Genomic DNA, 21,399 nt, shown 5'->3' with positions numbered 1-21,399 from the left:
CGCCATGCCCCACAGCACCGTGAGACGCAGCCGCGTCCGCCGCGCCGGTGAGAGCGCGTACGGGCTCCTGCTGGTGCTCAAGAACACCTTCATGGCGCTGTTGGCGCTGCTGCTGGTGGTGGCGGGCGCGTGGGCCTCGTGGGACTCGGCGCAGCCGGCGATGCGTGCGGGCGTGGCCGAGCGGGGGACGCTGGTCGTCGAGCGGTGTGGCGAGGATCGCTGCCCGGGTGTGTTCACGCCGGAGGGCGGGGGTGCTCGGCGCGACGGGGTGTGGGTGGCCGCGCAGGTTGCGGACGGCGGCGGTGAGCGGCTGGAGGTCGCGCTGCTTGCGGAGGGTGAGGCGGTGCGTACGGATGCCGCCGGCGTGCTGTTCGCGTGGGTGCCGTTGGCGGGCGGACTGCTGCTGGCGTCGCTGGTACTGGCGGGCGGGCTGCGGATGCGGCGTACGGGGTGGGTGGCCGGGCTGCTGGGCGCGGCCGTGATGGTGGGGGCGTTCGTGCTGTTGTGACGTGACCTCGCGGCTGTCCGTGAGGTCACGTCAGGGGAGCGTGCGGCGGGGGGTGTTGGCGGTGTGGCGGCGTTGACCGGCGGCGCCGGCGGGCTCGACACTGGATCGTTATGCCTCGCCAATGGTGCAGCGGTGACGTAAGCGGACCAGTGGGACAGTTCCCGCTTGACCGGACTCCGGGCGGAGCCGGAAGCTGTGCCGGTCACGTATCTCGCGCATCCCCCTCGCGAGCCCCCTCTTCTTCACCCGAAGTTGGTATGCCCATGCGCGCCCTTTCTTCGGCGTCCGCGGTGACGGTTGCCGCAGCGGCTTCGCTGCTGTGGGTTCCCGCCGCGTTCGCGTCCCCGCACGGTTCCGGCACGGTGCGGATGCACGACGCCGCCTCGGGTCGGCAGTTGGCGGGAGAGGACCGTCGGGTCTGTTCGTTCTTCCTGGCCGCGGTGGGTTTCGACGGACGGCAGCAGGTCGGCTGGAAGGTCGTGGAGCGGGCTACCGGCACGGTGGCCGAGACGGGTGAGCTGCTGCTGGACGGAGCGGGCTCCGGGCGGAGCGGTGATCTGGCGCTGGATGAAGGCCGCTACCGGCTGGTGTGGGACCAGCGGGGGGCCGACGGCGAGGGCAGCGGCCGCCGGGCGTTCGAGGTGGACTGCGACGGTGTGCCGGAGGAGGAGACCGCGGACGGGCCGCAGGCGTCCGTTCCTCCGTCTCCGTCCGCGTCGGCGGAGCCGGGCGCGGGTGGAGAGGACGCGGAGACCGCGGACGGCGACTCGGGCTCGGCGACCACCTCGACGCCCACCGCCACCGAACCCGCCGCGGACGGGGGCGCGGGGCCCACGCCGAACGGTTCGGACGAGCGTTCCGGGGATCTGGCGGAGACGGGCTCGGAGGTTCCGGCCGGCGCGTTGGCGGCGGCCGGGGCGTCGCTGCTGGGCGCAGGCACGTATCTCGTGCTGCGCCGCCGGGAAGGGCGTGCGCGGCGGCGCTGAGCGCGGCAGGCCATGGCATGAGTCAGGGCGCCGCTCCCCCGTGGAGCGGCGCCCTGACCGGTGTGCCGGCGCGGTGTGCGCGGCGGGGTGTGGTGTGCGCCCGTCAGCGCCTGGTGCGCTGGGCGGGGATGAAGGGCAGCGCGCCGGGCGTACCGGCGGTGCCGGGCGGGAGCATGATGCCGCCGCTGCGGTGCGGTGCGGGTTGGCCGCTCGCGCTGTCGCCGTCGGTTCGGCTGCGTTCGGTTCGGCTGCGTTCGGCCGCGGCGACGAGGTCGTCGAGGAGCGGGCCGGTCGTGGTGGCCGGGCGGGTGCGACCGCCGGCGAGGACGAGGGTCACCAGGGGTGAGGCGAGCGCGGCGACGCCGCACAGACCTATGCCGACTCCGGTGAGTGCCAGAGCTTTCACAGCTACCTCCATGACGCCCCGGCGGAGGGCGGTTCGCGAGGTGTGTCGGGGGATGGGGGTTCGTGGGGTGGGAGGGGGACGGGGGTGTGGTTGCTCCGCCCGTCCGGGCGTTGGTCGGCGTCCGGACGGGCGGAGCGTGAGGGGGAGGCCGCCGCTCAGGGTGGTCGGCCCTGGGCGGCGGCCTTCGGGGCGCCACGCGGTTCGGTCTACCGCACCGGTTCCTGTGTGGTCCCGGCAGTACAGGACCCTGCCACCCCAGGCCGCCCTAGTGAACTGTTAAGCATGGCAGGTCCCTGCCACCGAGGGCTTTCTCAAGGCCCGTGGAGTTGCAGCACGTTGCCACTTTCGAACGGTTCGCGCACGTCGCCGCGGGTGTGGTGGGGCCCGTCCCTGGTCCGCCCGCACGGCGAGGCGCCGCCCATCCCGGGGGTGAACGGCGCCTCGGTACGGACCTGTTGGGTACCCGTTAACCAGTGTTGCGCAGCCCGGCCGCGACACCGTTGACGGTGAGCAGCAGGGCTCGGCTCAGGTCGGGGTCGGGCTCCTCCTCCCGTTCGGCGGCCTGCCGTTGACGGTCCAGCAGGGCGACCTGGAGGTAGGAGATCGGGTCGAGGTAGGCGTCGCGGATCTGGAAGGTCTGCCGGAGTACGGGATTGGCGTCGAGCAGCTTGTCCTCGCCGGTGATGCGGAGCACCTCGGTGACGGTGAGGGCGTGTTCGGCCTCGATGGTGGCGAAGACGTGCCGCAGCTCGCCGGGGACGAGGGTGTCGACGTAGTGGCGGGCGATCCGCAGGTCGGTCTTGGCGAGCGTCATCTCGACATTGGAGAGGAAGTTGCGGAAGAAGTGCCAGTGCGCGTAGGCCTCGTCGAGCACGGCGTCGAGGCCGGCCTCCCGGGCGGCGCGCAGGCCGGTGCCGACGCCGTACCAGCCGGGCACGATCTGCCGGGACTGCGTCCAGCCGAAGACCCACGGGATGGCACGGAGACCCTCGAGTCCCTTGCCGCTGTCGGGGCGGCGCGAGGGGCGGGAGCCGAGGTGGAGTTCGGCGAGCTGGTCGACGGGGGTGGACGCGAAGAAGTACGCGGGCAGGTCGGGGTCCTGCACCAGCGCGCGGTACGCGGTGTGAGCGGCGTCGGAGACGGTGTCCATGGCGGCGTCCCAGCGGGCCAGGGCCTCGTCGGACTGGCGCGGCGCGGTGTGCAGCGCGGAGGCCTGGAGGGTGGCCGCGACGGTCAGTTCGAGGTTCTCGCGGGCCAGGGACGGCACCAGGTACTTGTCGGAGATGACCTCGCCCTGTTCGGTGACCTTGATCTCGCCCTCGAGGGTGCCCCAGGGCTGGGCGAGGATCGCGTCGTGGGTGGGACCGCCGCCGCGGCCGACGGTGCCGCCACGGCCGTGGAAGAGGCGGAGGCGCACACCGTGGCGGTGTGCGACGTCGCGGAGTCGGCGCTGTGCGCGGTGGATCTCCCACTGGGAGGTGGTGATGCCGCCGAACTTGGAGGAGTCGGAATAGCCGAGCATGACCTCCTGCCGGTCGCCCCGCAGGGCGACGAGCCGCCGGTAGGAGGGGTCGGACAGCAGGGCGTCGAGCAGTTCGTCGGCGATCTTCAGCTCGTCCGTGGTCTCCAGCAGCGGGACGATGCCGATGCGGGCCCAGCCGGCGTGCAGGTCGATCAGCCCGGCCTCGCGGGCGAGGACGGCGGCGGCGAAGACGTCGTCGGCGCCCTGGCACATGGAGAGGATGTAGGACTCGACGACCTCGGGCCCGAAGGTGTCCAGGGCGCGGCGGACGGTCTGGAAGACGCCGAGGGTGCGGGCGCCCGCGTCGTCCAGCGGGGCGGGGCTGGGGGCCAGGGGGCGACGTGAGCGGAGCTCCTTGGCGAGCAGCTTCTGCCGGTAGTCGCGAGGCATGTCGAGGTAGCGCCAGGACTCCTCGCCGAGCCGGTCGAAGAGCTGGCCGAGTGCGTGGTGGTGGGCTTCTGCGTGCTCGCGGACGTCCATGGTGGCGAGCTGGAGGCCGAACGCGGCGAGGGTGCGCAGCAGCCGTTCGAGGTGTCCGTCGGCGACGAGGCCGCCCTTGTGTGCACGCAGCGAGGTCTGGAGCAGGGTGAGGTCGGCGAGGAGTTCGCCGGTGCCCAGGTAGTCGCGGCCGGGGGCGTGCGGGGCGTCGGCGGCGAGCCGGTCGCGGGTGTTGAGGAGCTTCTGCCGGATGCAGGTGGCCTTGAGCCGGTAGGGCTCCTCGGCGTTGAGCCGCTTGTAGCGGGGGCTGATCTCGGGGAGCCGTTCGAGGTCGGCCTCCAGGGAGTCGAGCAGTTCGGCGGTGGCGCCGCTGTTGCGGACCGAGTTGGAGAGCGCACCGCGGAGTTCGTCGACGTGCTGCAGGGCGTCGGTGATGCCGTGTTCGTGCTGGAGCAGCAGCACGTCCCAAGTGACCTGGGGGGTGACGTTGGGGTTGCCGTCGCGGTCGCCGCCGATCCAGGTGCCGAAGGTCAGCGGGCGGCTTCCGGGCGGCAGCGGCGCGCCGGCCCGTTCGAGTTCTGCGGACAGGTCCTCAAGGACGTCGCCAACGGCGCCGGAGTGCAGTTCGTCGAGGTAGTAGACGGCGTTGCGGGCCTCGTCGGCGGGCTCGGGGCGGGCGACGCGCAGCTCGTCGGTCTGCCAGACCAGGTCGATGTTCTCGGCGAGGCGCAGGTCGGTGCGGCGGCGGTCGTTCTCGTCGGCGTCGAGCAGTTCGGCGATCTTGCGGAGCTTGGTGAGGACGGACCGGCGGGCGGCTTCGGTGGGGTGGGCGGTGAAGACGGGCCGGACACCGAGGTTGCGGGCGGTCTCCCGCAGGTGCTCCGCGTCGGCGTCCTTGAGCATGTCGGCGGTGCGGGAGAGCAGGCCGCCCTCCGCCGCGCGGCGGACCCGCAGCTCCCGGCCTCGGTGCACCTGCTCGGTGACGTTGGCGAGGTGGAAGTAGATGGAGAAGGCGCGCACGAGCTTGGTGGCGGTCTCCAGGTCGGTGCGGCCCAGGAGGGCAGCGGCGGCCTCGCCGTCACTGCGGGTGAGGGCGCGGACCCGCTCGACGAGATCGAGCAGCTCGGCCCCTTCCTGGCGTACGAGGGTCTCGCCGAGCAGGTCGCCGAGGCGCCGGATGTCGGCACGCAGGGCTGTGTTGTCGGCGTTGTCGGCGTTGTCGGCGAGGTCGGCGAGGTCGGCGCGGTCGGGGCTGCCGGGGTTGTCAGTCTCCTCCGGCCGGCTGGTGGTGTCGCCGGCGGTATCGCTGTCGGCACTGCTCACGGGTGCGGGCTCCTTGGCAAGCGGATGGGCTTTCCGGTGTGCTTCCGGCTGGTCACGGACCGCGCTGTCCGACGCCGTACAGGATAGGCCGCCGCCTCCGGGGCCGTGGCAGGTGTCCGGGTGCCGGTCACGCTGAGTGGGCACACCGGCCCTGTTGCCCCGTCGCTGAGGGCTGCCATACTTACGACGCCGTAGGTTACGGTTCCGTAGCCTGCTGGGGCGTGTGGTGAAGACGGCGTCGTCCCCCCGCCGGGGCCCCGGACCGCCACTCCCCGCACGCTCTGACCCCCCGCCCCCGCTCCCCGAGGGACAGCACCATGACTCCTGGCCCGAACGTACTCGAAAAGGATCCGAGCTCCCGAACGGCTTCCCCCACCGCGCCCGCCGAGCTCGCCACGCTGGGCGGCGAGCAGCGGCGGTCGATCGAGCAGGTCGCCCTGCTGGCCTTCATCGTCCTCCCCTTCCTCGCACTGCTCGCGGCGGTCCCGCTGGCCTGGGGCTGGGGCGTGAGCTGGCTGGATCTGGGGCTGCTCGTGGCCATGTACTACATCGGCTGCCACGGCATCACGATCGGTTTCCACCGCTACTTCACGCACGGCTCGTTCAAGGCGAAGCGGCCCCTGCGGATCGCGCTCGCGGTGATGGGCTCGCTCGCCGTGGAGGGCCCGCTGGTGCGCTGGGTGGCCGACCACCGCAAGCACCACAAGTTCTCCGACGCCGAGGGCGACCCGCACTCCCCTTGGCGGTACGGCGAGACCGTGCCGGCGCTGATGAAGGGCCTGTGGTGGGCCCACGTGGGCTGGATGTTCGACGAGGAGCAGACGTCCCAGCAGAAGTACGCCCCGGACCTGGTCAGGGACCCCGCCATCCGGGCGGTCTCGCGGCAGTTCGTGCTGTGGACGGCGGTGTCGCTGCTGCTGCCGCCGCTGATCGGGGGCCTGGCCACGTGGTCCTGGCAGGGCGCGCTGACCGCTTTCTTCTGGGGTTCACTCGTACGAGTGGCGCTGCTGCACCACGTCACGTGGTCGATCAACTCGATCTGCCACGCAGTCGGCAAGCGGCCGTTCAAGTCCCGGGACAAGTCGGGCAACGTGTGGTGGCTGGCGGTCCTCTCGTGCGGCGAGTCGTGGCACAACCTGCACCACGCCGACCCGACGTGCGCACGTCACGGCGTGCTGCGCGGGCAGTTGGACTCCAGCGCGCGGATCATCCGCTGGTTCGAAAAGCTGGGCTGGGCGTACGACGTGCGCTGGCCCAAGCGGGACCGAATCGACTCCCGCCGCCAGGAGCGTGCCGCCGAAGCGGCATGATGGTGTCCGTGCCGACCGACGACCGCGCGAACCACGTCAGCCCGCAGGACATATCCCCCAAGCCGGGCGCGGCTCCGACCTCCCGACGGGCCCGCAGACGCATGACGGGCAAGGAGCGCCGGGAGCAGTTGCTCGACATCGGCCGCTCACTGTTCGCCGAGCGCGGGTTCGAAGCGACGTCGGTGGAGGAGATCGCGCACAAGGCGGGGGTGTCCAAGCCTGTCGTCTACGAGCACTTCGGCGGCAAGGAGGGCCTGTACGCGGTGGTCGTGGACCGCGAGATGCGGCAGCTCCTCGACATGGTGACGGGCGCGCTGACCGGCGGCCACCCGCGGGAGCTGCTGGAGCAGGCGGCGTTCGCGCTGCTGGACTACATCGAGCAGTACACCGACGGCTTCCGCATCCTGGTACGCGACTCGCCCGTCACGCAGTCCACCGGCACCTTCGCCTCGCTGATCAGCGACATCGCCACACAGGTCGAGGACATCCTGGGCCGCGAGTTCAAGATGCGCGGCTTCGACCCGAAGCTGTCGCCGCTGTACGCGCAGGCACTGGTGGGCATGGTGGCGCTCACCGGGCAGTGGTGGCTGAACGTCCGCAAGCCGAAGAAGGCCGAGGTCGCCGCCCACCTGGTCAACCTCGCCTGGCACGGCCTGCACGGCATGGAGCAGAAACCCCGCCTCATCGGCCACCGCAAGTCCTGACCGCCCTCCGCCCGGCGGAGCCCGCCGGGCGGAGGGCGCGCGGGGGTCAGGCGCCTGCGGCGTGCGGCGTCATCTCGACGCGCAGGTCGAGTTGCAGCGCCCCGGCCAGCCGGTCCAGGACCGGCAGACTGGGCACCGTCCCACCGGCTTCGAACCGGGCCACCGCCGACTGCGTCATGTGAGCGCGCCGCCCGACCTCCTCCTGCGACAGACCGAGTTCGATCCGACGCGTGCGCACGGCGAATCCGAGCTCGTGGCGCAGCCGGGTTGCGGCGTACTCATCCCTGACCTCGGCCGCGACCGGACGCGTTCGCCGCGCCTTCGCCAGCCCCGCACGTCGTGTCTCTCCGGTCACCGGACCTCCTCCTCGGCCGTGTGCTGCTCAGCCTGGCAGCGCTTGAGCGCCTGCCGCGCCCGCTCGATCCCGGCGAACTCACGCATCCGGGCCTTGGGGAACACCGTGAGTATCACGATGCGTCGGTGAGGGGCGATCCAGTACGTGATACGCACCCGCCGACCGCGGCAGTAGAAGCGCAGTTCGCGGTGCTTCCCGTCGAGCTGCCGGGTGTACGGCTCGCCCAGGTGCACGCCGCGCTCTCCAGCAGATCCAGGTGGAACAACGCCTGAGCCCAACGCTTGTCGTCCAGCCGTCCAGCCACGCTTCGGCCTCCGGATCGAGTTCGACGGTACCCCCTTCCATAGCACAAACGCTATGGGAGGCGCCCGCCCCGGAGAGCGCTTCCGGGGCTCTTGTCACTCTTTCGAGGTCTCGGCGGACGCGTCGAAGGTTCGGCGGTCAGGTGTCCTCGAGGAATTCGAGGCGGTTGCCGAAGGGGTCCGTGGTGTGGAAGCGGCGGCGGCCGGGGATCGCGTCGTCCCAGGTCACCGGGGCGCCGTACGCCGTCAGTCGCGCGGCGAGGGCATCGAGGCCGCGGATCTGGATGCCGGGGTGGGCCGTGCGGGCGGGGAGGAAGCCCTGCTCGACGCCGAGGTGCAGTTCGACGGCGCCGCTCCGGAACCAGCAGCCGCCCCGCGCGGCGAGGGCGGCGGGCTTGGGCTTCTCCGTCATACCGAGGACGCCGGCGTAGTACGCGCGTGCCGCCTCCTCGCCGCCCGGCGGCAGGGCGAGCTGCACGTGGTCGAGTGCGTCCAGGGCGAAGCCGGTCATCGGCGGACCGCCACGACGAAGACGCGGCGGAAGGGGAAGAGGGTGCCGTGCGGGGTGGGCGGGTAGGCGGCGCGGAGCGCGGCGGCGTACTCGGCGAGGAAGGCGTCGTACGCCTGCGGGTCGTCGGCGAGCCTGCCGAGCACCGGCCGCAGTGCGGTGCCCTTCGTCCATTCCAGCACCGCGTCCTCGCCGTGCAGGATCTGCACGTAGGTGGTCTCCCAGGCGTCGACGTCGCAGCCGAGCGGCGCCAGGGCGGCAGCGTATGCGGCGGGCTGCAGGACCGCGTCCGTGCGTGCGGGAGCGCCGAGGCGGTCGCGCCAGCGCGGGGTGTTGCGCAGTTCGTGCAGCAGGACGTGACTGGGGGCGTCGAAGTTGCCGGGGACCTGGAAGGCCAGCGTGCCGCCGGGGACGAGGGCGTCGACGTAGGCGGGGAGGGCTTCGGGGTGGCCCGGCCACCACTGGAGGGCGGCGTTGGAGAAGAGCACGTCGTGCGGCTGGACGGGGCGCCAGTCGGCGAGGTCGGCGTGGACGAAGCCGAGCGTGCCGCCGCCCGCGGTCGGACCGGCGTAGGCCGCCGCCCGCGCCAGCATGGCCGGCGAGCTGTCGTAGCCGGTGATGTGCGCGGCGGGCCACCGCTCTGCGAGGAGAGCGGTCGGCGCGCCCGGGCCGCAGCCGAGGTCGGCCACGCGCGGCGCGTCGGCGCGCCCCGGCGGAGGGTCGGGCACACGGGCGAGGAGGTCCCGCAGCGGGCGGGTGCGGTGGTCCGCATAGCGGGCGTACTGTGCGGGGTCCCAGTCCGGGGCGGCTCGGGCTTCCTGGGCGTCCGGCGTCTCCATGAGGCGATCATCCACCCCAACTATCTCGACGTCAAGAGACTTCATGTCGACAGAACTATTACACTGATCTCCATGGAGGACGAGGTCGACCGACTGGTTTCAGCATGGCGCCGGGAGCGCCCGGACCTCGACGTGGAACCGCTGGAGGTGCTCAGCCGCGTCAGCAGGCTCGCCCGGCACCTGGACCGGGCACGGCGGATCGCGTTCGCGGAACACGGCCTGGAGCCGTGGGAGTTTGACGTACTGACGGCACTGCGCCGCGCGGGCACGCCCTACCAGCTGTCCCCCGGCCAGCTACTCACCCAGACGCTGGTCACGTCCGGCACCATGACCAACCGCATCGACCGGCTCGCCAAGAAGGGCCTCGTCGAGCGGCTGCCCGACCCCAGCGACCGGCGCGGGGTCCTGGTGCGCCTGACCGCCGACGGCCGCCACCGCGCGGACAGCGCCCTGGCCGGCCTGCTGGACCAGGAGCGGGCGATCCTGGCGGAGCTGTCCCACACTCAGCGCGGCGAACTCGCCGACCTCCTCCGCCAGCTCACCGCCCCCTTCGACAACACGCCGATCTGAGCCGTCCTCCGCGACAGCGGCCCGGCAGACACCGCGCCGCCGGGTGCCGTCAGGAATCCGCCGCGTCCGGGCCGGCCGGCGGCACGCCGGCGCGGCGTGCCAGAGCGACGGCGGCGAGAGTGGAGTGGACGCCCAGCTTGCCCAACACGTTCTGCATGTGGGTGCGCACCGTGCGCGGGGAGAGGTAGAGCCGTTCGGCCACGGCCTTGCGGCCCAGCCCGGCCACCATGCACCGCAGCACCTCGTACTCACGGGGCGTCAGCGCATGGACCAGCCGTTCGCTCTCCGAGCGGTGCTCGCGCGACGCGGTCAGCTCCTCCAGCACACCGGTGAGGAGCAGCGGCGGCAGATGCGTCTCCCCCTTGAGCACGCCGCGCACCACGTGCAGCAGGCGGCTCAGCGAACTGTCCTTGGCCACCCAGCCGCAGGCGCCCGCCTGGAGGGCGGCGGCGGCCACGGCGGGATCGTCGCGTTCGGCGAGGACGACCGCGCGCAGCCCGGGGTGCGCGGTGCACATCCGGGCCAGCAGCGTCAGGCCGCCCGGGCCCGCGGCGGCGGAGCCCTGTCCGGCGCCGGGCGACCCGTCCCGGCCGCCGGCGAGCTGACCGGGCGTGAGTTCGCTGCGCGGCGACGGGATCGCCAGCGGCGCGGCCCCGGAGGGTCCGGGCGGTGGCGGGGCGGCGGACGACGACTCGTCCGCGGGCGGGGCGGGTCCGGGGCCGCTCAGGTGCGCGTCGACCAGCAGCACGGCGAAACGGCGCCCTTCGGCCGCGCCGCGCTCAAGTGTGTGTACGGCTGCCGCGCCGCTGCCCACAGCGGTGACCTCGACGTCCTGCTCGGCGGCCAGCGCCGCGGCCAAGGACTCGGCGAATATCCGGTGATCGTCGACCACCAGGACACGGATCCGTTGCATGTGTCGCCCCCATGACGGTGCGGACGCGTCACCCGGTACGAGGACACAACGACACCCCGGCCGCCGCCGGTCTCACGTACCGCCGCTCTCCCGTGTCCGGGTGACGCCCCCGGTTGTCTCGCCCCCTGACGAACGCACCCGCAGACCCCCATCGGCGCGGTGCACAAGGGTCCACCCTACGGCGGGGAGCCGGAGAGGGAAGGCAAACCGCGAAACTGACCGGTTCCCCACACTCTGCCGCGACCAGCCCGCCCGCCGGGCCCGGCACCGCGCGCGCCCCGCCCCTCACACGACGCCGGGGCACGCCACGCGCCTCACGCCACCCCTTCGCGCGCCCTTGCGCCGGCCCCTTCGCTCGCCTCACACGAAGCCGCGCACCCGGTGCTGCATCACCCGGTACGGCCAGCCCTGCGCGGTGTTCCACTGGCTGACGGCCAGGTGGAGGTCGGTGAGCGTCGAGCCGGGGATGACGTAGCCGCCGTAGAGCTGGGCCACGTGCGCGTCGTCCTCCTGGCCCCACTGACCGCCCCACACCAGGGTGCGGCGGTGCGCGGTGTGGAGGTTGGAGGTCGGGTAGTCCATGAGGATGCCGTCGATGCGGTAGTCGCCGGCGTTGAACCAGGTGAGCAGCCACTTGCCGCCCAGCGGACGCAGGCACAGCTCGCCGAACCGGCCCTCCAGCACCGGCGTCGGCGCGTGGCCCCACGCCCACACGCCGTCCCGCCAGCCCCACGGCTCGTACGCCGCGAGGTCAGGGAGGCGATCCTCCCGCACCCGGTGGAGGATCAGCGGCTTGTCGCGCTGGAAACCCGTCGAGAAGACGTACACGTAGCCGTCGTTCCCCCGGCCCCAGGTCAGCAGCTGGAACAGTCCCCCGGCGTGGTTCGCGGGGAACTTCGCACCGGTGTGCTGCCAGCTCGTGCCGGAGTCGTCGGAGCGCCAGATCTCCGTCCACACGACGTTGCCGAGGCCTTTGTTGACCATGGCGTGCAGGTACATGGTGCCGCCGATGGTGATCACGTCGGAGGGCAGCACCGTGGAGAACACCGGGTTGTTGTGCTCGTAGAACCACAACTGTTCGGCGGCGGCGCCTCCGTGGGCGCCGGACCAGGTCACCCCGGCGTCGAGGTCGGTGGTCTCCGACCACAGCGCGACGGGCGAGCGCCACCAGCCGCCGCCGACGCTGGCCTGCTCGAAGGTGTCACCGAAGACGAACAGCGTCCGTCCGTCGGGCGTCCGCGCCGGGATGCCGAGGTCGGTGGCCTCCATCCGGAAGCGGGTGGTCAGCCCGGGGCCGGTCAGGTCCTTGATCTTCGTGACCTGCAACGCCTGGATGTCGGCGGCGTGTGCGCCGCCCGCCGTGCCGAGTGCCGCCGCGCCGCCGAGGGCCGCCCCGGCGGTCGCGCGGAGGAACGCCTTGCGGCTCAGCCCGCGCCGTCCGTCCGTGCCGTCGCCTCTGCCGCCGGTACTCCGTCGCGCCGAACCGTCGCTCACCATGTGTCCTCCCGTGTGGGGCCGGTCGTCCCCGGGAGCTTCCAGCGGAGCCCGGACGCCGTCAACGGCCCGCGCACGCCGACACCTTCGCCCGAGGGACCCCCGGCCGGCCGCACGCCCCGGCTACGGCGGCACGCGGTGGGCGCCCGGGGACGGGACCGCGTCGAAGAGGCGGGGCGAGCGGTGGCCCGCGGCGGCGAACGCCTCCGTCACCGCGTCGCCGACCTTGGCGGTCAGCGCCTCGTCGAGCAGCACGATCGCGGAGCCGCCGAAGCCGCCGCCGGTCATCCGTGCGCCCAGCGCGCCCGCCTCCAGGGCGGTGTCGACGGCCAGGTCGAGTTCGGGGCAGGAGACGGCGAAGTCGTCCCGCAGCGAGGCGTGTCCGGCGGTGAGGACCGGTCCGACGGCGCGGACGTCCCGTGCGTCGAGCAGCGCGATCGTCTCCTGGACCCGCCGGTTCTCGGTGACGACGTGCCGCACCAGGCGCCACAGGGTGGGCTCGTCGTCCAGGCGGGCCGACGCCACGCCCAGCTCCTCGACGGTCACGTCGCGCAGCGCGGACACGCCGAGCCGGCGGGCGCCCTCCTCGCAGCCGGACCGGCGTTCGGCGTAGGCGCCGTCTCCGAGGGAGTGCTGCACCCGGGTGTCGACGACCAGCAGCCGCAGCCGGTGTGCGGCCAGGTCGAGAGGGACCTGGCGGCCGGTGAGGTCGCGGGTGTCCAGGTACAGGGCGTGGCCCCCGGTGCAGCAGGCCGAGGCCATCTGGTCCATGATCCCGCAGGGCACGCCCACGTAGGCGTTCTCCGCGCGGCGGCAGAATCCGGCGAGCCGCGCGGGGTCGAGCCCGAGGCCGTACAGGTCGTTCAGCGCGAGGCCGGTGGCGACCTCCAGGGCGGCGGAGGAGGACAGCCCGGCGCCGGTCGGCACGGTGGAGTCGACGTGCAGGTCGGCTCCACCCACCGGGTGGCCGGCCTCGCGCAGCGCCCAGACGACCCCGGCCGGGTAGGCGGCCCAGCCGTCGGCGGCGGCCGGGTCGAGCATGTCGAGGCGCAGTTCGACCGGAGCCGCAGCGCCGCCCGTCTGCGCGGAGTGCAGCCGCAGCACGCCGTCGTTCCGCCGTGCCGCGGCGACCCGCGTGGTGTGGGGGAGGGCCAGCGGCAGCACGAAGCCGTCGTTGTAGTCGGTGTGTTCACCGATCAGGTTGACCCGGCCGGGCGCCGCCCACACGCCGTCCGGCGCGCCCCCGTATACCTCGCGGAAGGTCATCCCTCTCCCCGGCTCAGTCGGTCCCGGCGGTGTGCCGGGTGAAGTCCCAGGCGTCCTGGACGATGCCGGCCAGGTCGGCGCGCGAGGGCTGCCAGCCGAGCAGGCGACGGGCGCGTTCGGCGGAGGCGACGAGGACGGCCGGGTCGCCGCCGCGTCGGTCCGCGACGACCTCCGGCACGGGGTGGCCGGTGACCTTGCGGACGGTCTCGATCACCTCGCGGACCGAGAAGCCGTTGCCGTTGCCGAGGTTGCAGACCAGGTGCTCGCCGGGGGCGGCCTTCGACAGCGCGAGCAGGTGGGCGTCGGCGAGGTCGGCGACGTGGATGTAGTCGCGGATGCAGGTGCCGTCGGGGGTGGGGTAGTCGTCGCCGAAGACGTTGATGTGCTCGCGGCGGCCCTGGGCGACCTGGAGGACGAGCGGGATGAGGTGCGACTCGGGGTCGTGCCGTTCGCCGTAGACGTGCCCGTCGCGGGCGGCGTACGCGCCGGCGACGTTGAAGTAGCGCAGCGAGGCGGCGGCCAGGCCGTGCGCACGGCACTCGCCGGTGATCATGTGGTCGACGGCGAGCTTGGTGGCGCCGTACGGGCTGGTCGGCGCGGTGGGGTCGTCCTCGGTGATCGGGGAGCCGGCCGGCTCGCCGTAGGTGGCGGCCGTGGAGGAGAACACCAGGCGGCGGACGCCGTGCTCGCGCATGGCGGCGAGGAGTTCGATGCTGCCGCCGAGGTTGTTGCGCCAGTACTTCTCGGGGTCCGCGACGGACTCGCCGACCTGCGAGCAGGCGGCGAAGTGCAGCACGCCGTCGTAGGAGGGGTCGAGGTGGCGGGCGGCGTCCTGCACGCGCCCCTCGACGAAGTCGGCGCCCTGCGGGACGCCGGCCCGGAAGCCGGTGGAGAGGTCGTCCAGCACGGTGACCGTGTGGCCCGCTTCCAGCAGGTGTGCGGCGACGACGCTGCCGACGTATCCCGCGCCGCCTGTCACCAGGTACTTCACTCGTTCCCTACCTCTCGCAGTCGCTGAGCCGCGGTCTCCGGCGGCACATCGTTGATGAACACGTTCATGCCGGATTCGGAACCCGCGAGGAACTTCAGCTTGCCCGAAGTACGGCGAATGGTGAAAAGCTCGAGGTGGAGAGCGAAGTCGTGGCGCCCGGGAGCGGTGCGCGGGGCCTGGTGCCAGGCGGAGATGTACGGGGTGGGCGGCTCGCCGCGACCGAAGATCCGGTCGAAGCGGCGCAGCACGTCGAGGTAGAGGTGCGGGAACTCGGCGCGGGCCCCTTCGTCCAGCGCGGTCAGGTCGGCGACCCGGCACCGTGGGTAGAGGTGCACCTCGTACGGCCAGTGGGCGGCGTGCGGGACGAAGGCCGTCCAGTGCTCGCCCTCGGCGACGACGCGGCTCTTGTCGGCGCGTTCGGAGGCGACCACGTCGTCGAAGAGGTTGCGGCCGGTGCGTTCGCGGTGGGCGGTGGCCGTCTGCAGCATGCGGGCGGTGCGCGGGGTGGTGAACGGATAGGCGTAGATCTGCCCGTGGGGGTGGCCGAGGGTGACGCCGATCTCGCGGCCGCGGTTCTCGAAGCAGAAGACCTGTTCGACGCCGGGCAGGCGGGAGAGCGCGGCGGTGCGGTCGGTCCAGGCGTCGAGGACGAGGCGGGCCCGTGCGGGTGTGAGGTCGGCGAAGGACGCGTCGTGGTCGGCGGTGAAGCAGACGACCTCGCAGCGTCCGGCACCGGGGCGGTGACCGAAGAGGCCGTCCGGCTCCTGGGCGGAGAGGGGGCCGGGGCCGCCGGCGAAGGAGGGGAAGCGGTTCTCGAAGACGGCGACCTGGTAGTCCGCATCGGGGATCTCGGTACGGCGGCCCTCGCGGGAGGGGCACAGTGGACACTCGTCGGCCGGCGGGTGGTACGTGCGCCCCTGGCGGTGGGCGGTGACGGCGACCCACTCGTCGAGCAGCGGGTCGTGCCGGATCTCGGAGGCCGTGGCGGTGGGTTCGAGGGGGCGCCGGTCGACGGCGTCGTGGCGCATGCCGTCCCCCGTGTCGAAGTAGAGGATCTCCCGGCCGTCGGCGAGCCGCCTGGTGGTCTTCTGCACGGGGCCCCTCACTCCGGAGATCAACAAAATCGAACAATAACCATCATAGCCAGGGTCCTCGGCGAACGGAAGCGCTGACGTGTATCGCGACACCTATCCCCGCACATACCGCACACGACACACCGCGCGCGCCGACCGTCCACCGCGAGCGCTCATCATTTTTGAACAAAATTGCCCACCAGATCCCTTCAAGCACGGACGGAATCCGAGTACGTTCACGACGCAACCATCACGACGGAAGCGAGTGACCCCCCATGGAACATCTCGCCGAAGGACATCTCCTCCTGCAACACCGTCTTCACGGGTGACATCTGGGGCGCGTACCTGGAGAAGGACCGGCCGGACGAGCACTACGTCTCCGTGGCCCGCTGGGTGGCCGTCGTCGGGGTGCTGATCGGCATGGGCCCGGCGAAGCGGACCCCGCAGCTCCGGACCCCGGCGCTCCGCGGAGCTGACCCCTGCGGCGGTGGACCGGCCGCGGAGGGGCGGGTCCCGTCGGGGGTCACTCCCCGGCGGGGAGTGACCCCTTCGCGGCCCGGTCCAGCAGCCCGGTACGTGCCGCCAGCGCGGCCGCCTCCAAGCGGGAGGTCACGGCCAGCTTCCGCAGCACCCGCTGCACGTGGGTGCGTGCGGTACTGGGGGCGATCCCCATGCCCGCGGCGATCAGCCGGGTGTCCTCGCCCTCGGCCACGCGCACCAGTACCGCCACCTCGCGCGGGGTGAGGAGGCGCAGCAGCCGCGCCGCCTCGTCGTCCGCCTCCGCCGGCGGGTGCAGCAGTTCGGCGAACGCCCGCTGGAGCAGCTGCGGCGCCACGGCCGCCTCGCCGGCCCGGGCCTTGGCCATGGCCCGTTCGACGCCCTCGATCCGCTCGTCCTGCCGGACGTAGCCGGACGCGCCCGCGGCGAACGCCGCAGCGATGCCGCGCGGGCAGCGCACCGGCCCGAGCACCACCACGCCGATCTGCGGCCGCGCGGAGCGGATACGTTTCACCGGATCGAACGCCCCCGGTGCGGACGGCGTCGCCGTGCCCAGCAGGCACACCTCCGGCGCCCGCGCGACGACCAGCTCGACCGTCCCGGCGCCGGGCGCCGCCGCGGCGAGCACCCGGTGCCCGCGCAGACGCAGCGCCGTGGCCAGCGCTTCCGCCAGCAGCCGCTTCTCGTCCACCACGACGACCCGCACACCCATCGAGCTCCCCCGTCACCACCCCGGTGCCGTGCTCATGGACACGCGCCGGCCCCGGACACATGTGCACGAAAGCTACACGGTCCGGGGCCGGTTCGCCCGATCCTGCGGGAAATCGGGCCTGGGGAGGATCAGTCGACGCCGAAGACCGCCGCCAGCGGCTTGTCGCCGTCGTCACGCTCGGAGAGCAGGTCGGTCTGCAGGTGCAGCCGGCCGTACGCGAACAGCGCCCGGTCCAGCAGCCGGTAGGCGACGAACTGCTCCTCCATGTGCGTCTGCTGGAGCTTGAGCCAGCTCGTCTGCTTGCCGTTCTCCGGGTCGATCGCGACGATCTCCCCGCCCTGCTCGTAGCTGGGCAGGCGGTAGCCGATCAGCTTGCCCTCGTCGTAGCGCAGCGGCGTCATGGCGCGCTTCTCGCCCGCGGCCGACTTCCACTTGGTCGTGCCGGTCTTGATGTCGAACTTCATGATCTCGTTCGTCCGGCCGTACTCCGCGCTCGACTCGTGCATCTGCGTGCGCATGTACACGGCGTCGTCGGTCGCGACGATGCCGCGGCAGCCCTCGGCAGACAGGTCGCAGTCGACCTCGTAGCGGCTGCCGAGGGAGATCTTCGCCATCAGCTTCATGTCGTCGGAGACGGTCATGATGTCGGTCGGCGACGGGCCGCCGGCGCCGACCACGAGGACCAGCGGGTCGGTGGAGGCCACCGACACCGTGCGGACGCTGCCCGGAACCTTGAACTCGCTCTGCGCCTTGCCGGTCTTCGGGTCCAGCGTCTGCACGAGGTACTGCGGCTTGGTGTAGCTGCCGCACTCGACCAGCGCGATCAGCTTCGCGCCGCCCGCGTAGCCGTCGTCACGGCACTCGCCGCCGAACTCGCCGGCCCAGACGGGTTCGCCGCCCGCCAGCGGGTAGCCGACGGAGCCGCCGATCCAGGCCGCCGCCACGGTGCCCTGGCTGATGGTGACGCTGCCACCGAGGCTGTTGACATTGGCTTCGTTGGGCATGGTCTTCTGCCACACCTTCTTGCCCGCGGCCAGATCGAGGACGGCCATCTGGTTGCAGCGCGCCTTGCTGGAGCGGGTCTCGCGGGTGACGACGGCGGTCTTGCCGTCCTCGGTCTGCTGGAGCGCGGCCGCACACACCTGTCCGTCGAGGGGGATCTTCCACGCCTCGGAGCCGTCGGAGGCGTTGAGGCCGAGGATGGCGTTGACCGAGGTCTTGACGAAGATGTCCTCGGTCGCCCACATGCCCGGGACCGAGGTGATGTCGCCGACCTTCGGGGCGTCCACGCTGAACAGCAGCTCGCCCTCGGTGCCGGACGGCTGGTGACCGTCGCCGACGTTGCCGTCGCCACCGGTGGACCCGCCGCTGTCGCCGCCGGTGGTGCCCTGCGTGGTGCCGCGGGTGTCCCCCTGGGGGTCGGGGTCGCCGCCGGAGCCCTTGGTGAGGAACCAGACACCGACACCCACGATCAGCAGCGTGGCCACGGCCGCCGCGATGATCGCGACGGTCTTGTTGCTGTCACGGCCGGGCGCGGGACCGCCCGGCGCCGCGCCGGGCGGCAGGGTCTGGGCCATGCCGGGGTGCCCGTACGGGCCGGGCTGACCGGGCTGGCCGTACGGGCCGGGCTGACCGTAGGGTCCGGGCCCGGCGTACGGGCCGGGCTGACCGTACGGGCCGGGCTGGCCGAAGCCGCCGGGCTGCGGGCCGTACCCAGCGGGAGCACCGGGGGAACCCGGGGCACCGGGAGCGGCGCCGGGCGCGCCGGGGTAGCCGTAGCCCTGTGTCGGCTGCTGCGACACGTCGCCCGGAGCGGCCGGCCCCGGGTAGCCGTAGCCGCCGCCCTGCGGGGGCTGCTGCGGGTAGCCGTAGCCCCCGGCGTCGGGCTGCTGCGGCGACTCCTTGTCGAGGGAGGGCTTGTCCGCGGCCGGGCTCTCTGCGGGCGGGTCCTTCGACTCACCGGACCCGTCACCGGGCTGGGGCGGCTGGCTGGGGGGAGGAGGGGGCGGCTGAGACATGCGGTGTCCTCGCGGAACGGGCAGACCGTCGTGCCCGGCATCCCGAACCCCCCGTAGGGCCGAGCGAATCGGACATCGAGCCCGCCATGACTGACTGGGTGAGTGAGGTTCTTTCTACCACCGGACACCGCGCGGGAGCGTTCCGGTTCCGTCACGGCCACGGGACGGGACTGTCAAGCGCGGCGCGCCGTCCCCCGGTGACCGGCCGCTCCGGTCCTACTCGCCTTCGGCGAGTTCCAGCCAGCGGGTCTCCAAGTCGTCGCGTTCGGAGGCCAGTTCGCGCAACCGGGCGTCCAGGCCGGCGACGCGCTCGAAGTCCGTGGCGTGCTCGGCGATCTCGCCGTGCAGCGTGGACTCCTCGGCGCCGACCTTGTCCAGCCGCCGCTCGATGCGCTGGAGTTCCTTCTGTGCGGCACGGGACAGCGCGGCCGGTTTCGCGGCGGCCTGCCCTACCTGCCCGGACTGCACCGATTGCCCGTTCCGTCCGGCCGGATGGGTCGCCGCCTGCGCGGCGGGCGTCTGCGCGCGTACCCGGGCCCGCCGCTCCAGGTACTCGTCGACGCCGCGCGGCAGCATCCGCAACGTCCCGTCGCCCAGCAGCGCGTGGACGCGGTCGGTGGTGCGTTCCAGGAAGTAGCGGTCGTGGGAGATGACGACGAGGGAGCCTGCCCAGCCGTCGAGCAGATCCTCGAGCTGGGTCAGCGTCTCGATGTCCAGATCGTTGGTGGGCTCGTCGAGGAAGAGGACGTTGGGCTCGTCCATCAGCAGCCGCAGGATCTGCAGCCGACGGCGCTCGCCGCCGGACAGGTCACCTACCGGCGTCCACTGCTTCTCCTTCACGAAGCCGAACTTCTCGCAGAGCTGCGAAGCGGTCATCTCCCGGCCCTTGCCCAGCTCCACGCGGGAGCGCACCCGCTCCACCGCCTCCAGCACGCGCCAGTTCGGGTCGACCTCGGCCACCTCCTGCGAGAGGTAGGCCAGTTTGACCGTTCTGCCGACCTTGACGCGTCCTGCGGCGGGCTGCTTCTCGCCGCCGCTGCGCGCGGCCTCCTCCATCGCCCGCAGCAGCGAGGTCTTGCCGGCGCCGTTGACGCCGACCAGCCCGATGCGATCGCCCGGCCCCAGCTGCCAGGTCAGGTGCCGCAGCAGCACCTTCGGTCCGGCCTGCACGGTCACGTCCTCCAGGTCCAGGACGGTCTTCCCGAGCCGGGAGTTGGCGAACCGCATCAGCTCCGCGTCGTTCCGGGGCGGCGGCACGTCGGCGATCAGCGCGTTCGCCGCCTCGATGCGGAACCGCGGCTTGCTGGTACGGGCGGGGGCACCGCGCCGGAGCCAGGCCAGTTCCTTCCGCATCAGGTTCTGCCGCTTGGCCTCCTCGGTCGCGGCGATGCGTTCCCGCTCGGCGCGGGCGAACACGTAGTCGCTGTACCCGCCGTCGTACTCGTGCACGCTGCCGCGCTGCACGTCCCACATGCGGGTGCACACCTGGTCCAGGAACCAGCGGTCGTGGGTGACGCACACCAGCGCCGAGCGCCGCGCCCGCAGGTGCCCGGCCAGCCAGGAGATGCCCTCGACGTCCAGGTGGTTGGTCGGCTCGTCGAGCACGATCAGGTCCTGCTCGGAGATCAGCAGCTGCGCGAGCGCGATGCGACGGCGCTCTCCGCCGGAGAGCGGGCCGATCACCGTTTCCAGCCCGTCCGGGAAGCCCGGCAGGTCCAGCCCGCCGAACAGGCCGGTGAGCACGTCGCGGATCTTCGCGTTCCCGGCCCACTCGTGGTCGGCCATGTCGCCCAGCACCTCGTGGCGGACGGTGGCCGCCGGGTCGAGGGAGTCGTGCTGGGTGAGCACCCCGATGCGCAGCCCGCCCGCGTGCGTGACGCGCCCGCCGTCGGGGGACTCCTGCCGGGCGAGGATGCGAATGAGGGTGGTCTTGCCGTCCCCGTTCCGCCCGACGACGCCGATGCGATCGCCCTCGCTGACGCCGAGCGAGAGGCCGTCCAGCAGGGCACGCGTGCCGTACACCTTGCTGACGGCTTCCAGGTTGACGAGGTTGACTGCCATCTCACTCCTGCAACGCGTTCCGGGCCGGCGTCCCAGCCTAGATGCCCGGCTGCCGTGCCCCTGCCGCCCCCCGTGACCGGGAGATCAGTCAGGCGGGGGTCTGCCGGGTCTCGGCGACGTCGGCGAGGTCGGCCCCGGCGTGGGCGATCAGCGCCTCCGGTCCGATCGGGAAGACGGTGTGCGGCGTCCCCGCCGCAGCCCACACGATGGTGTGCGCGAGCAGCCCGCGGTCGGCGAGCACGCGCAGCGGCGTGACGTGGCCGAACGGCGGCACCCCGCCGATGGCGTAGCCGGTGGCCCGGCGGACGGCGGCGGCGTTCGCCCGGCCGACCGTGCCCGCGCCGAGCCGTTCCCGCACCCGGGCGAGGTCGACGCGGGTCGCGCCGTCCATCAGCACGAGCACGGGTGCGCCGTCGGCCTCGAAGACGAGCGACTTCACGATCTGGCTCAGCTCGCAGCCGACCGCCGCCGCTGCGTCGGCAGCGGTCCGGGTGCCGTCGGGAAAGGCGCGGACCTCGATGGCGTCGAGGCCCAGTGCGGCGAGTGCGGCGGCGAAGCGCGGGTGCGCGGCGGACGGAGCGGTCATCCGTCCACGCTAACGC

At 72.8% G+C, this 21,399-nt stretch carries 20 protein-coding genes; 5 read left to right on the top strand and 15 right to left on the bottom strand.

The genetic code is table 11. The annotated features are described in order from the left end of the window. The first annotated feature begins 4 nt into the window (after nt 1-4). Both E4198_RS16210 and E4198_RS16205 read left to right on the top strand, forming a co-directional pair. Entirely contained in the window at nt 5-508 is a 504-nt protein-coding gene (locus tag E4198_RS16210; RefSeq protein WP_136183792.1) for a hypothetical protein, read from the top strand. Between the two features lie 263 nt (nt 509-771). Beyond that, the gene (locus E4198_RS16205; RefSeq protein WP_136183791.1) at nt 772-1,494 is read left to right on the top strand and encodes an LPXTG cell wall anchor domain-containing protein; all 723 of its coding nucleotides are present in this window, start codon (nt 772-774) and stop codon (nt 1,492-1,494) included. Between the two features lie 103 nt (nt 1,495-1,597). Here E4198_RS16205 and E4198_RS16200 read toward each other — a convergent pair whose 3' ends face one another. Together E4198_RS16200 and ppc are read right to left on the bottom strand one after the other, a co-directional pair. After that, nucleotides 1,598-1,900 (bottom strand): hypothetical protein, encoded by a 303-nt coding sequence (locus E4198_RS16200; RefSeq protein WP_136183790.1) that lies wholly within the window; start codon nt 1,898-1,900, stop codon nt 1,598-1,600. 466 nt (nt 1,901-2,366) lie between these two features. Then, nucleotides 2,367-5,051: a phosphoenolpyruvate carboxylase gene (gene ppc, locus E4198_RS16195; RefSeq protein ID WP_136185422.1), complete on the bottom strand. Its 2,685-nt coding sequence runs from the start codon at nt 5,049-5,051 to the stop codon at nt 2,367-2,369. Between the two features lie 449 nt (nt 5,052-5,500). On the opposite strand from ppc, the gene E4198_RS16185 reads away from it, so the two are divergent. Together E4198_RS16185 and E4198_RS16180 are read left to right on the top strand one after the other, a co-directional pair. Next, nucleotides 5,501-6,493 carry an acyl-CoA desaturase gene (locus tag E4198_RS16185; protein ID WP_136183789.1) on the top strand — a complete coding sequence of 331 codons (993 nt, stop codon included), beginning with the start codon at nt 5,501-5,503 and terminating at the stop codon, nt 6,491-6,493. 50 nt (nt 6,494-6,543) lie between these two features. Further along, nucleotides 6,544-7,197, top strand: a complete 654-nt coding sequence (locus tag E4198_RS16180; RefSeq protein ID WP_136185421.1) for a TetR/AcrR family transcriptional regulator — start codon at nt 6,544-6,546, stop codon at nt 7,195-7,197. 46 nt (nt 7,198-7,243) lie between these two features. Here E4198_RS16180 and E4198_RS16175 read toward each other — a convergent pair whose 3' ends face one another. From E4198_RS16175 to E4198_RS16160, 4 genes are all read right to left on the bottom strand, one after another. After that, the gene (locus tag E4198_RS16175; protein ID WP_247597712.1) at nt 7,244-7,552 is read right to left on the bottom strand and encodes a helix-turn-helix transcriptional regulator; all 309 of its coding nucleotides are present in this window, start codon (nt 7,550-7,552) and stop codon (nt 7,244-7,246) included. Further along, entirely contained in the window at nt 7,549-7,785 is a 237-nt protein-coding gene (locus E4198_RS16170) for a type II toxin-antitoxin system RelE/ParE family toxin (protein WP_136183788.1), read from the bottom strand. The genes E4198_RS16175 and E4198_RS16170 overlap by 4 nt, the downstream gene beginning before the upstream one ends. A 208-nt stretch (nt 7,786-7,993) precedes the next feature. After that, the gene (locus tag E4198_RS16165) at nt 7,994-8,365 is read right to left on the bottom strand and encodes a VOC family protein (protein WP_136183787.1); all 372 of its coding nucleotides are present in this window, start codon (nt 8,363-8,365) and stop codon (nt 7,994-7,996) included. Then, entirely contained in the window at nt 8,362-9,201 is an 840-nt protein-coding gene (locus E4198_RS16160; RefSeq protein ID WP_136183786.1) for a trans-aconitate 2-methyltransferase, read from the bottom strand. Before E4198_RS16160 ends, E4198_RS16165 begins: the two co-directional genes overlap by 4 nt. A 72-nt stretch (nt 9,202-9,273) precedes the next feature. On the opposite strand from E4198_RS16160, the gene E4198_RS16155 reads away from it, so the two are divergent. Continuing rightward, a complete protein-coding gene (locus E4198_RS16155) occupies nt 9,274-9,771 on the top strand; it encodes a MarR family transcriptional regulator (RefSeq protein ID WP_136183785.1) in 498 nt (165 codons plus the stop codon). A 49-nt stretch (nt 9,772-9,820) separates the two neighbouring features. On the opposite strand, the gene E4198_RS16150 is transcribed toward E4198_RS16155, so the two are convergent. The 9 genes from E4198_RS16150 to E4198_RS16110 form a co-directional block, all read right to left on the bottom strand. Beyond that, nucleotides 9,821-10,684 (bottom strand): response regulator transcription factor, encoded by an 864-nt coding sequence (locus E4198_RS16150; protein WP_136183784.1) that lies wholly within the window; start codon nt 10,682-10,684, stop codon nt 9,821-9,823. 360 nt (nt 10,685-11,044) lie between these two features. Beyond that, the gene (locus E4198_RS16145; protein WP_247597711.1) at nt 11,045-12,181 is read right to left on the bottom strand and encodes a DUF4185 domain-containing protein; all 1,137 of its coding nucleotides are present in this window, start codon (nt 12,179-12,181) and stop codon (nt 11,045-11,047) included. Between the two features lie 120 nt (nt 12,182-12,301). Beyond that, nucleotides 12,302-13,444: a galactokinase gene (galK, locus tag E4198_RS16140; protein ID WP_136183783.1), complete on the bottom strand. Its 1,143-nt coding sequence runs from the start codon at nt 13,442-13,444 to the stop codon at nt 12,302-12,304. A gap of 13 nt (nt 13,445-13,457) precedes the next feature. Next, nucleotides 13,458-14,435, bottom strand: coding sequence for a UDP-glucose 4-epimerase GalE (gene galE, locus E4198_RS16135; protein WP_027764067.1), 978 nt, complete (start codon nt 14,433-14,435; stop codon nt 13,458-13,460). Next, the gene (galT, locus tag E4198_RS16130) at nt 14,432-15,529 is read right to left on the bottom strand and encodes a galactose-1-phosphate uridylyltransferase (protein WP_136183782.1); all 1,098 of its coding nucleotides are present in this window, start codon (nt 15,527-15,529) and stop codon (nt 14,432-14,434) included. The genes galE and galT overlap by 4 nt, the downstream gene beginning before the upstream one ends. Nucleotides 15,530-16,031: 502 nt before the next feature. Then, nucleotides 16,032-16,718: a response regulator transcription factor gene (locus tag E4198_RS16125; protein WP_136183781.1), complete on the bottom strand. Its 687-nt coding sequence runs from the start codon at nt 16,716-16,718 to the stop codon at nt 16,032-16,034. 128 nt (nt 16,719-16,846) lie between these two features. Continuing rightward, complete coding sequence (locus tag E4198_RS16120) at nt 16,847-18,736, bottom strand: PQQ-binding-like beta-propeller repeat protein (protein ID WP_136183780.1); 1,890 nt, start codon at nt 18,734-18,736, stop codon at nt 16,847-16,849. 216 nt (nt 18,737-18,952) lie between these two features. Further along, nucleotides 18,953-20,797, bottom strand: a complete 1,845-nt coding sequence (locus E4198_RS16115) for an ABC-F family ATP-binding cassette domain-containing protein (RefSeq protein ID WP_136183779.1) — start codon at nt 20,795-20,797, stop codon at nt 18,953-18,955. A gap of 88 nt (nt 20,798-20,885) precedes the next feature. Continuing rightward, a complete protein-coding gene (locus tag E4198_RS16110) occupies nt 20,886-21,383 on the bottom strand; it encodes a YbaK/EbsC family protein (RefSeq protein WP_136183778.1) in 498 nt (165 codons plus the stop codon). Between the last annotated feature and the right edge of the window lie 16 nt (nt 21,384-21,399).

The organism is Streptomyces sp. RKND-216 (assembly GCF_004795255.1).
Classification (GTDB): domain Bacteria; phylum Actinomycetota; class Actinomycetes; order Streptomycetales; family Streptomycetaceae; genus Streptomyces; species Streptomyces hazeniae.
This window is presented reverse-complemented; position numbering and strand designations above follow the sequence as displayed.